At 71.4% G+C, this 12,585-nt stretch carries 3 protein-coding genes; 2 read left to right on the top strand and 1 reads right to left on the bottom strand.

Annotated features, from left to right (window positions below; translation table 11 throughout):
* Window positions 1–81: 81 nt before the first annotated feature.
* Window positions 82–1,827, bottom strand: coding sequence for a cyclic peptide export ABC transporter (locus tag ACPUER_RS05140; RefSeq protein ID WP_425130546.1), 1,746 nt, complete (start codon window positions 1,825–1,827; stop codon window positions 82–84).
* A gap of 268 nt (window positions 1,828–2,095) precedes the next feature.
* Between ACPUER_RS05140 and ACPUER_RS05135 the strand changes: the two genes are divergently transcribed.
* Window positions 2,096–11,761 carry an amino acid adenylation domain-containing protein gene (locus tag ACPUER_RS05135; protein ID WP_425130545.1) on the top strand — a complete coding sequence of 3,222 codons (9,666 nt, stop codon included), beginning with the start codon at window positions 2,096–2,098 and terminating at the stop codon, window positions 11,759–11,761.
* Window positions 11,762–11,770: 9 nt separating this feature from the next.
* Window positions 11,771–12,585, top strand: an 815-nt coding sequence (locus ACPUER_RS05130) for a condensation domain-containing protein (RefSeq protein WP_425130544.1), incomplete at its 3' end; no start/stop codon positions are given.

The raw sequence follows: 12,585 nt of genomic DNA, 5'->3' as shown, positions 1-12,585 counted from the left end.
GTCGACAATACATTCCCTTCTTGACCGAACATCGCCGACGCGGTGCCATTGCCGCGCGTCGGCGATCTGTCGATGAATGGCTTACGCGCTCAGCGCGTCGACACCGTCCTGAGCACGCAAACGCGCCGGCATCGTGTCGCTGACGATGCGCCCGTTGTCGAGCTTCAGCAGCCGGTCGGCGAGGTCGAAATAGCGGTCGTCGTGCGTGATCACGATCACGGCCTTGCCGCGCGCGCGCAGCTCGGGCAGCAGCTGCTCGTAGAACACGGCCTTGAACGACGGATCCTGGTCGGCCGCCCATTCGTCGAACAGGTAGAACGGCCGGTCTTCCAGATACGCGACGACGAGCGCGAGCCGCTTGCGCTGCCCGGTCGACAGCGCGCGGGTCGAGAATGCACCGTCGACGACTTTCACCTTGTGGTCGAGCGCCAGCTTCGCGACGAGTGCGTTCGCCCGCGCATCGGCCTGCGCACGGGCCGGATCGTCGGGATCGACGATGCCGAGCAGCGCATCGAACAGGTGGAAATCGTTGAACACCGCGCTGAAGCGCTGCCGATACGCTGCCCGCTCGCGCCAGCCGATCGTGCGGCCGTCGACCTCGATCGTGCCTTCCTCGGGCTCGTAGAGTCCGGTCAGCACCTTCGCGAGCGTCGTCTTGCCGCTGCCGTTGCCACCGACGATGAACACGAGCTCGCCCGGCTTGATCGTCAGGTCGATCGGCCCGATGCTGAACATCCGTTCGTCGCGCTCGTGGAAATACGCGTGCGTGACGCCGCGCAACGTGACGGCGCCGGCCGGCGGTACGTCGGGCGCGTCGGCCGCGGGCGGCACCGTGCGCAGCGCGCCGAATTCGGCCATCACGCCCTCGATCCGCGTGAGCGACACGCGTGCCGCGTTGACGGTCGGCAGGTTGTTCAGCAGCCCGTCGAGCGGCACGAGCATGAACAGGAACACGACGACGTAGCCGGCCGCCGCGCCCGGATCGGCATGCACGCCGAGTTGCGGCCAGAACGACGCCACGCCAAGGAATACGTAGAACAGGAAGATGATCCAGCCGACGCCGACTGCGTACGCGCTGAACGCGCGGCGGCGGTGGTCGCGCACTTCTCCGATCGCGGCGCCGAGCTGGCCGTCGACGAACTGGCGCGCGCGCGCATCGTGCAGTTTCAGTTCCTTCGCGCCGGAAAACAGCGAGCCGAGATAACCGAACAGGCGGTCCTGCGCCTGGCCGGCCGCTTCGAGCGACGCGATCGCGCGGCGGTCGCCGGTGTGATAACCGAGCGAGCCGGCGATGATCGCGGCCAGCGCCAGCACGCACACGGGCCACGACAGCCACGCGAGATAGCCGAGGCAGCCGAACACGATCGAGCCGTGCATGACCAGGTTCGGCAGCGCGAAGAACAGCATCGACACGTTGGTCGCGTCGTCGGTCAGCACCGACTGCACGGGCGCGGCGCCGATCCGCTCGATGTCGCGCAGCTCGGCCGCGCCGACGCGCCGCGCGAGATGCACGCGCAGCCGCGCCATCGTGTCCTGCGACAGGCGCGCGAACAGCGTGCCCGACACGATCCGCGTGACGAGCGCGATCACCGCGCACAGCGCGAAGCGCCACGCGAGCGACGCATCGGCCGCACCGGGCTGCGAGAGTGCGCGGTTCAGCGTCGCGACGAGCAGCACGCTCGCGACGCCGTTCAGCACGCACGCGGTAAGCGCCAGCGCGAGCGACGTACGGCTTTCGCGCAGCAGCGCGAGGATCAGGCGCGCCGCGGGGCGGGCGGGCGAGGCGTCGAGGGACGGCGGGGAAGAAGGCTCGTGGGCAGCAGTCATCGGCAACGTCGGTAAAGGGAAGGCAAGCGAATACGCGGAAACGGAAAGGTGACGTGAAAGCGGCGGGCAACGTGCGCCCGTTCCGGCTTTCCTCACTGATAGACGAACGGGCCGCGCAAATATTTAGCAGCGCCGCAAAAAAGACGCCCAAGCACGCTTTGAGCGCAAAACGGTAAAAAATCGGCCGCGCCGTTCGTCACACCAGTGAAGCCGCCCCAAGCGGCCCCGAGACTTGGCCGAAGCGGCCGGACCGAAGGACTTCACGCACATGACGAGTTTCCCGACTGCGCTGCATCACCGAATCCGCGAACTGGCGCGCGTCGCGCCCGACGCACCGGCAATCGCGGTACCTTTCCAGAACGACTTGCGCCTGTCGCGCGGCGCGCTCGACGCGCGTGCGTCGCGGCTGGCCCGGCAACTGCGCGCAGCCGGCGTCGGCGCGGAAGTGCGGGTCGGCGTCTGCGTCGAGCGCTCGTGCGAGCTGTTCGTCGCGCTGCTGGCCGTGCTGAAGGCGGGCGGCGTGTTCGTGCCGCTCGATCCGCGTCATCCGGCCGCGCGCCTCGACTGGATCGTCCAGGATGCGCAACTGCGGCACGGCATCGTCGACGAAGCCGGCCGCGCGGCGCTCGGCGCGCCGTTCGAACACGCGTTCGAAGCGGCAGCGGAAGCGGCGGACGAGCAGAACTTCGCTGCCGATGACGAAGAGGTGCCTGTGCACCCGCGTGCGGCCGCGTACATGATCTACACGTCGGGCTCGACCGGCACGCCGAAGGCGGTCGTCGTCGAACACGGGCCGCTCGCCGCGCATTGCGACGCGCTCGCGGCAGCGCTGCCGATCGAGGCCGGCGACCGTCTGCTGCATTTCGCGTCGGTCAATTTCGACGCCGCTCATGAGTGCTGGCTCGCGCCGCTCGCGATCGGCGCCAGTATCGTCGTGGCGCCGCCACAGCCGTTCGCGCCCGACGCCGCGCATGCGCTGATGGTGCGCGAATCGGTCAACGTCGCCGCGTTCCCGCCCGCGTACCTGCGCGAATTCGCGGCTGTCGCCGCGCGCGACGGCATGCCGCCGGCATTGCGCGTGCTCGCGTTCGGCGGCGAAGCGCTGCCGCAGCAGGCATTCGAATTCGTGCGCCGCACGTTTCCGTCGGTACGCCTGATCAACGGTTACGGGCCGACCGAGGCCGTGATCTCGCCGATGCTGTGGCCGGTCGAGCCGGGCGAGACGCCGGTGCTGGCCGCTAACGACGCGTATGCGTCGCTGCCGATCGGCCGCGTGATCGGCCCGCGCGTCGCGCGTATTGACGGCGATGAGGCCGATGGCGTGGGCGAGCTGCTGCTCGGCGGCGTCTGCATCGCGCGCGGCTATCACGGCCGCCCGGCGCTGACGGCCGAACGCTTCATTCCCGATCCGGACGGCGAACCCGGCTCGCGCGTCTACCGCACGGGCGATCTCGCACGCCTGCGCGACGACGGTGCATTCGACTATCTCGGTCGTCTCGACGACCAGGTCCAGGTGCGCGGCGTGCGCGTGGAGCCCGCGGAAATCGCCGCGTGCCTGCGTTCGCATCCGGCCGTGGCCGACGCGGCCGTGGTCGCCGAGACCGGCAACGGGCCGACGCGGCTGATCGCGTGCGTCGCGCTGCGCGCGGCGGCCGTCGATGCGGCGCTGAAGGCTCATGTGGGAGCGCAATTGCCGGCGGCATGGCAACCGCACCGGTTCGTACGTTGTGATGCGCTGCCGTATACGTTGAACGGCAAGATTGACCGTGCCGCGCTGCGCGAGCGGATTGCCGCCGCGCGCGACACGACGCAACGCGCCGGCGACGCGCCGCGCACGCCGACCGAACAGCAACTCGCAGGCCTCTGGCAGACGCTGCTCGGCCTCGACGCCGCGCCGTCGCGCGACGACCGTTTCTTCGCGCTGGGCGCCGATTCGCTCGCCGCGATGCAGTTGCAGGCCGCGATTCGCGCTGCATCGCGCGTGAACCTGCGGCTCGATACGCTGTTCGCCGATCCGGCGCTCGCCGAACTGGCCGAAACGGTCGATCGCGCGGAACGCGAGACCGGCGAGCCGCTGGCCGCCATTTCCGCGCGTCGCGCGCCGGCCGATACGGCCGCATCGGGCGCGCCGCATGTCGACCGTGCGGCGTCGCTCGCGCAGCAACGCTTCTGGGTACTCGCGCAAACGCGCGATGCTAGCGCCGCGTATCACATCGCCGCGCACTGGACGATCGACGGCACGCTCGATCGCGACGCACTGCAGCGCGCGCTCGATCACGTGATCGGGCGTCATGAGGCGTGGCGCACGACGCTCGTCGACAACGACGACGGCGTCGTGATGCAGCGGATTCATGCGCAACTGCCGGTGTCGATCGCCGACATCGACCTGCGCGACCAGCCGCCGGCCGCGCGCGACGCGCAAGCCGCGCGGCTCGCCGAGCGCGACGCGGCCGAGCCGTTCGACCTCGCACGCGGCCCGCTGCTGCGCGCGACGCTCGTCGTGCTCGCGGACGACCGTCACCGCCTGCTGCTGACCGTGCATCACGCGATCACCGACGGCTGGAGCTCGCGCTGCGCGTTCGACGAACTGTCGGCCGCGTACCGCGCGTATGCGGAAGGCCGTGAACCGTCGCTGCCCGATCTGCCGATCCAGTACGCCGACTACGCGGACTGGCAGCGCGACATGCTGGCCGGCGGCGAGGGCGAACGCCAGCTCGATTACTGGCGCGGCGCATTGCGCGACGTGCCGGGCCCGATCGCGCTGCCGGTCGACCGTCAGCCGGGCGCTGCGCGCACGCTGCAGGGTGCACGCGTGTCGGTGCGCCTGCCCGACGCGGTCGCGGCCGACGTGCGCCAACTCGCGCGCGACGCGCAGGCCACCGTCTTCACGGTGCTGCTGGCCGCGCTCGACGCATGGCTGTCGCGCCTGACCGGCGAAACGGACGTCGTCGTCGCGGTGCCGGTCGCGCATCGTCAGCGCGCTGAAACGCGCGCGTTGCTCGGGCTGTTCCTGAATACTGTCGCGCTGCGCGTGCGCGTGGCGCCGACGCTGCCGTTCCGCGCGCTCGTCGACGCGGCGCGCACGGCGGCGCTCGACGCGGTCGCGCACCAGGACGTGCCGTTCGAGCGTGTCGTCGATGCGGTGAAGCCGCCGGTCAAGCGCGGCGACGAATGGCTGCGCGTGAAATTCGCGCAGCAGTTCGACGCGCGGCACGACAGCGTGCTGCCGGGTGCGACCGCTGTTGCTACGCCGGGGCCCGATCTGGCCGCGCGTTTCGACTTCGCGCTGGATTTCACCGACGACGCGAACGGGATCGAACTGGTCGCAGCCTATGCGACCGACTGCATCGACGCCGACACCGCACGCGCGTGGCTCGACAGCTATGCTGCGCTCGTCGGCGCGGCCGCGAACGATCCGCAACGGGCGACGGCCGCGCTGCCGTGCGACGCATCGGCTGCATTGCGCCAGCCGCGCGACGGCCGCGCGCTGTGCGTCGAACATGCCGACATCGTCGCCGCGTTCGCGCGACAGGCGGCCGCGTATCCGCATCGCGTCGCGCTCGCCGATGCGTCGGCGTCGCTGACGTTCGCCGAACTCGACGATGCGTCGAACCGCACCGCGCGCGCGCTGACGCAGCGCGGTGCCGCCGCCGAAGCGCCCGTCATCGTGTGCATCGAACGTTCGGCGCGCTTCGTCGTCGGCCTGCTCGGCGCGCTGAAGGCCGGCGCGCTTGCCGTGCTGCTCGATCCCGCACAGCCGGCCGCGCGACTGGCTGCGGCGGCAGCCGACTGCGGCGCGCGCTGGGCGCTCGTCGCGGATACGGCCGCGTGGCCGGCCGGCATCGACGCTCAGCCGCTCGACGTCGATACGCTCGCACAGGACGCGACGCTCGCGCATGCAGCCGGCGTGCGCGTCGCACCGCATCCGGAACAGGGCGCGTACCTGATCTATACGTCGGGTTCGACCGGCGCGCCGAAGGGCGTCGTCGTGTCGCACGGCGCACTGGCCGACTACGTGCAGGGGATGCTCGACGAACTCGCGTTCGCGCCGGACGCATCGTTCGCGATGGTGTCGACCGTCGCCGCCGACCTTGGCCACACGACGCTGTTCGGCGCGCTGTGCGCGGGCCGCACGCTGCACCTGCTGCCGGCCGCGTGTGCGTTCGATCCCGACCTGTTCGCGGACGAGATGCGTCGCCGCGACGTCGGCGTGCTGAAGATCGTGCCGAGCCATCTGCAGGCGCTGCTCGACGCGCGCGTGCCGGCCGACGTGCTGCCGCGCCACGCGCTTGTGACGGGCGGCGAAACGCTCACGTGGGCGCTCGTTGCACGCCTGGCCGCGCTCGCGCCGGCCTGCCGCGTGATCAACCATTACGGGCCGACCGAAGCGACGGTCGGCGCGATTGCGTGCGACACGGCGTCGATCGCCGCCGATGTGCGCGATCCCGCGAGCAGCGTGCCGCTCGGCCTGCCGCTGCCGAATGCGCGCGCGCTTGTGCTCGATGCGTTCGGCGCGTGCGTGCCGGCCGGCGCCACGGGCGAGCTGTATCTGGGCGGGCCGGGCGTCGCGCGCGGCTACCTCGGGCGTCCGGCGCAGACCGCCGAACGCTTCGTGCCCGATCCATTCACGCCCGGCGCGCGGCTGTATCGCACCGGCGACCGCGTGCGCTTGCGCGCGGACGGCCGTCTCGCGTTCCTCGGCCGTATCGACGACCAGGTGAAGATTCGCGGCTATCGCGTCGAACCGGGCGAGGTGAGCGCGGCCGTGCGCGCGGCCGGCCCGGTCGCGCAAGCCGAAACGCTCGCGATCGAGCACGACGGCCGCCTGCGGCTCGCGACCTTCGTCGTGATGCGCGACGGCGCGGCGTTCGACGAGGCCGCGATGCGCGCGGCGCTCGCCGCGACGCTGCCCGACTACATGGTGCCCGCGCAGTTCGTCGCGCTCGCGCGCCTGCCGGTGACCGCGAACGGCAAGATCGATCGCGCGGCGCTGCGCGAACTGGCGGCCGCGCCGGTCGCGATCGCGTCCGGCGACGCGCCGCAGGGCGCCGTCGAAACGGTGCTCGCCGAAGTCTGGCAGGCCGTGCTGAAGGCGCCGCGGGTCGGCCGCGACGACAACTTCTTCGAACTCGGCGGCGATTCGATCCTCGTGCTGCAGGTGATTGCCCGGGCGCGCAAGCGCGGCGTGCGTTTCACGCCGAAGCAATTGTTCGACGGCCCGACGGTTGCCGAACTCGCGCGTATCGCGAAGACCGAGGGCGCGACTGCTACCGCGCAGCCTGCAACGGCAACCGCAGTGGCGACGCCGGCTGCCGCGCCGATCCTGACGCCCGCGCAGCAACGCTTCTTCGCGCTCGACGTCCCGCATCGCGGCCACTGGAACCAGTCGGTCGCGTTCGACGTGCGCGGGCCGTTCGACGCGGACGCGTTCGCACGCGCATTCGATGCGCTGCTGACGCATCACGACGCGTTTCGCCAGCGTTTCGCGCGTGGTGCGGACGGCGCGTGGCACGCCAGCGATGCCGCGCAGCCGTATGACGCGCTGCCGTTCGTCGAAGTCGCCGCACGCGACGAAGCCGACGCGCTCGCGCGTTTCGACGCATTGCAGTGCCGTCTCGATCTCGGCCGCGGGCCGCTCGTCTGCGCGTGCGCGGTACGGCTGCCGGACGGCTCGACACAGCTTTATCTGGCGATTCACCACGCGATCGTCGACGGCGTGTCGTGGCGCATCCTGCTCGACGACCTCGACACGGCCTACCGCGCCGCGTGCGACCGCACGCCGGTCCGGCTGTCGCAGCCGGGCCTGCGCGCGGATGCATGGGCCGCACGACTCGCGCGCGCCGCGACGGAACCGGCATCGCCGTTCGCGGCCGAAGCCGCGTACTGGGCCGGGATGGCGCAGGGCGATGACCTCGTGCCCGATCATCCGGACGCAGCGGCGACGAATGCCGATGCAGCCGTCGTCGTGCAGACCATCGACGCGGCATTGACTCGCGCGGTGCTGACCGATGCGCATGCGGCCTATCGCACGCAGACGATCGAACTGCTGGGCGCGGCGCTCGCGCTGGCGCTATCCGGCGCACGCGGAGGCGCGGCATCGTGCCGCGTCGAACTGGAAGGGCACGGTCGCGAGGCGCTGTTCGACGATGCGGATGCGAGCCGCACGATCGGCTGGCTGACGAGCCACTACCCGGTGACGCTGCCGGTCGAGGCGACCGCGCGCGACACGCTGTGCGCGGTCAAGGACACGCTGCGCGCGGTGCCGCACAAGGGGCTCGGCTTCGGCGTGCTCGCGCATTACGGCGATGCGGCGACGCGCGCGGCGCTGGCCGCCGTGCCGCGCCCGCGCGTCACGTTCAACTATCTCGGCCAGTTCGACGCGCCGCGCGACGCGACGCTCGTGCCACGCTTCGGCGGCACCGGCGTCGAGCGCGACCGCCAAGGGCCGCTCGGCAATACGCTCGCGATCCACGCGTACCTCGATACCGACCGCGACGGCGCACGCACGCTGAAAGTGCGCTGGGTCTATGGCGCGCCGCAGTTCGAGCGCGCGACGATCGACGCGTTCGCCGAACGCTTCGCGGCCGCGCTGCGGGAACTCGTCGATGCCTGCGCGTCGCGCGTCGCGCATCGCGGCGGCGGTGCGACGCCGGGCGATTTCCCGCTCGCGCAGGCTGCCGGCCTCACGCAGGCAGCGATCGAACGCACGCCGCTGGACTGGCGCACGATCGACGACGTGTATCCGCTGTCGCCGATGCAGCAGGGCATCCTGTTCCATGCGCTGTTCGCGCCCGGCCACGCAAGCTACGTGAACCAGCTCGTCGCGACCGCGACCGCGCTCGATGCCGAGCGTCTCATTAATGCGTTCGACGCATCCGTCGCGCGCCACGACATCCTGCGCACGAGCGTGATGCCCGACGAAGCCGCGCCGTTGCAATGCGTGCATCGCCACGCACGGATGCCGGTCGAGCAGCTCGACTGGCGCACGCGCGGCGACACGCTCGACGCCGATTTCGACGCATGGCTCGCGGCCGACCGCGCACGCGGTTTCGACTGGCGCGAGCCGCCGCTGATGCGGCTCACGCTGATCCGCGTGACGGACGACGCATGGTGCGTCGTGTGGACGCGTCACCACGTGCTGCTCGACGGCTGGAGCACCGCGCGCCTGCTCGCGGACGTGCTGCGCGACTATCGCGACCCGGACGCCGTGTCGCCGTTCGCGAGCCGTCCGGCGCTGCGCTATCGCGACTTCATCGCGTGGCTCGGCACGCGCGACCGCGATGCCGACGAACGCTTCTGGACCGAGCGCCTCGCGCGGCTCGACGCGCCGACGCTGATCGCGGAACGCGCGGCCGACCGCGCGGATGCCGACATGGTCACATGGCGAGCAACGATCGATGCGGACGCGATGACGCGCGTCGCGCAGACGGCGCGCGCACTGAAGCTGACGGTCAACACGCTGGTGCAGGGCGCGTGGGCGCTCGCGCTGCAGCGGATGACGCACCAGCCGGCCGTCGCGTTCGGCGCGACCGTCGCGGGCCGCCCCGATGCGCTCGCGGACATCGACACGGTACTTGGTCTTTTCATCAACACGCTGCCGGTGATCACCGCACCCGCGCCGCAGCAGCGTGCGGCCGACTGGCTGCAAACGCTGCAGCGCGAGAACGCGGCGGCCGCCGAGCATGCCCACACGCCGCTCGCCGACATCCAGCGCTGGGCGCGCGGCGCGGGCGGCGCACTGTTCGACACGCTGGTCGTGTTCGAGAACTACCCGGTGGACGACACGGCGCGCGACGCCGATCCGCGCGCGCTTGCGCTGAGCGGCGTGCGCAGCATCGAAGCGACCGATTTCGCGCTGACGCTCGTGATCGAGAGCGGCACCGAATTGACGATCGACTACGGCTACGACACCGCGCGCATCGACGCGCGGCAGGTCGGGACCTGGCACCATGCGTTCGCGTGCGCGCTCGATGCGCTGGCCTGCACGCCGGACGCGCTGCTCGGCGCGCTGTCGATCGCGGACGACGCAACCCGCGACGCACTGGCGCTGGCGCAGGACACCGCGCAGTCATGGCCGGCGTCGCAACGGCAGCCGCTGCACCTGCAATTCGCCGATGCGGCGCAAGCGACGCCCGACGCGATCGCGCTCGAATACGCGGACGTTCACGGCGGCGTGCATCGCGCGACCTATCGCGAACTCGACGTCGGCACGTCGCGCATCGCAGCCGCGCTGCGCCGGCGCGGCGTACGGCCCGACACGCCGGTCGCGCTGTGCGTCGAGCGCTCGTTCGACATGGTGATGGCGCTCGTCGGCGTGCTGAAGGCCGGCGCCGCCTACTTGCCGGTCGATCCCGACTATCCGGCCGAGCGCATCGCCTACCTGCTGCGCGACGCGCGGCCGGCCGTCGCGATCACGCAGGCCCATCTGCGCGAGCAGGTCGAGGCCGCGCTTGGCGACGGTGCCGCGACGCAGTTGCTGACGGTTGCGGACCTGCTTGCCGATGAAGCGGAGGAAGGTGAAGAAGCACCTGCGGGCATCGCCATCGACGACGCGCGACTCGCATACCTGATCTACACGTCGGGCTCGACCGGCAAGCCGAAGGGCGCCGGCAACACGCACGGCGCGCTCGCGAACCGGATTGCGTGGATGCAGCATGCATACCGTCTGACGCGCGACGACGTCGTGCTGCACAAGACACCGTTCGGCTTCGACGTGTCGGTCTGGGAATTCGTGTGGCCGCTGGCGATCGGCGCGAAGCTCGCGATCGCCGCGCCCGGCGACCATCGCGATCCGGCGCGTCTCGCGGCCGCGATCCATGCGCACGGCGTGACGGTGCTGCATTTCGTGCCGTCGATGCTCGCCGCGTTCGCCGCGTATCTCGACGATTTCCCGGCCGCCGCGCAATGCGACAGCGTGCGCCTGATCGTCGCGAGCGGCGAGGCACTCGCGCCCGAACTCGTCGCGAAGATGGCACGGCTGCTGCCGAACGCGACGCTCGTGAACCTGTACGGGCCGACCGAGGCCGCGATCGACGTGTCGCACTGGACTTGCGGCCCCGGCGACGCGAATGCGGCCGCGGTGCCGATCGGCCATCCGATCGCGAACCTGCAACTGCACGTGCTCGATGCCGCATGGCAGCCGGTGCCGGCCGGCGCGACCGGCGAACTGTATCTCGCGGGCGCGGGCCTGGCGCGCGGCTATCTCGGCCGTCCGGCGCTGACCGCCGAGCGCTTCGTGCCCGATCCGTTCGTGCCGGGCGCCCGCATGTACCGCACCGGCGACCTCGCACGCCGGCGCGCCGACGGTGCGCTCGACTACCTCGGCCGCGTCGACACGCAGGTGAAGCTGCGCGGCCAGCGGATCGAGCCAGGCGAGATCGAGGCGCTGCTGCGCGCGGCGCCCGGCGTGAACGACGCGGTCGTGATCGTGCGCGACGAGCAACTGGTCGGCTATGTCGCGCGCGGTGACGCGGGCCCGCTCGACCGTGCGGCGCTGCTCGACACGTTGCGCGCGCAACTGCCGGCCTACATGGTGCCGTCGCAACTGATCGAGCTCGACGCATTGCCCGTCACGCCGAACGGCAAGTGCGACCGCCACGCGTTGCCCGCGCCGGTGCGCGAAGCGGCCGAAGCCGTCGAACTCGCGACCGACACCGAACGCGCGCTCGCGGATATCTGGCAACGCGTGCTGCATGTCGACGCGATCGGCCGCGACGGCGATTTCTTCCTGCTCGGCGGCCATTCGCTGCTCGCGACGCAAGCCCACGCACAGGCGAACCTGCACTGGGGGCTCGCGCTGCCGCTGCGCACGCTGTTCGACACGCGCACGCTCGCGCGCTGCGCGCAAGCGATCGACGCGGCCTGCGCGGCGCGCGGCGCGACCGATGCGGCGAGCGCGATCGACGCGCTGCTCGGCGAACTGGAAACCCAATAAGGACGACGGATGACGAAGGTTCAACCCGACTGGCTCGCGCTCGCGACGCGTTTCGCGCAGCTGCCCGACGCGCAGCGCGCGGTCTTCATCGACAAGCTCGGCGCGGCCGGCATCGACTTCCGCGTGCTGCCGATCCCGCCGCGCACGCCGCGCAGCGATCGCGTGCCGGCGTCGTTCGCGCAGACGCGGCTGTGGCTGCACGCGCGGCTGATCGATGCGCCCGACGCGTATCACATCACCGAGCGCCTGGCGCTGACGGGTCCGCTCGACACGCATGCGCTGCGTCTTGCCTGCGACGCGCTGATCGCGCGCCATGAAGCGCTGCGCACGACCTTCGACGAAGCGCAGGACGGTGTTGCGCAAACGATCCACGCGCCGCTGCGCTGCCCGTGGCGCGAAACCGATCTCGAAGCGTTGCCGAACGCACAGCGCACCGCGCGCGCGGAGGCCGTCGCGACGGCCGACGAAGCCGAGCCGTTCGATCTCGGTGCGGCGCCGCTCGTGCGCGCGCACCTGGTCCGCTTCGACGCGACGCATCACTGGCTCGCGCTGACCGTGCACCACATCGTGTCGGACGGCTGGTCGTCGGGCGTGATGCTGGAAGAGCTCGCGGCGTTCTACCGCGCGTATGCGTCCGACCAGCCGGTGGCGCTCGCACCGCTGCCGATCCAGTACGCCGACTACGCGCTGTGGCAGCGCCGCTGGCTCGACGCCGGCGAACGCGACCGCCAGCTCGCGTTCTGGCGCGAACGGCTCGATCCGCAGCGTGGCGTGCTGACGCTGCCGGGTGCGGCCGCACGGCCGGCGCGCCGCAGCGCGCGCGG

Origin of the sequence: Burkholderia sp. DN3021, from assembly GCF_049805555.1 — a bacterium.
Classification (GTDB): Bacteria; Pseudomonadota; Gammaproteobacteria; order Burkholderiales; family Burkholderiaceae; genus Burkholderia; species Burkholderia pyrrocinia_C.
Note: the sequence above shows the minus strand (reverse complement) of the source record. Positions and strands in the feature narration are given on the sequence as shown.

What these genes read in the sequence shown, in the direction of transcription:
- ACPUER_RS05140 (WP_425130546.1), bottom strand. Translation starts at nt 1,827, where the DNA reads ATGACTGCTGCCCACGAGCCTTCTTCCCCGCCGTCCCTCGACGCCTCG.
- ACPUER_RS05135 (WP_425130545.1), top strand. Translation starts at nt 2,096, where the DNA reads ATGACGAGTTTCCCGACTGCGCTGCATCACCGAATCCGCGAACTGGCG.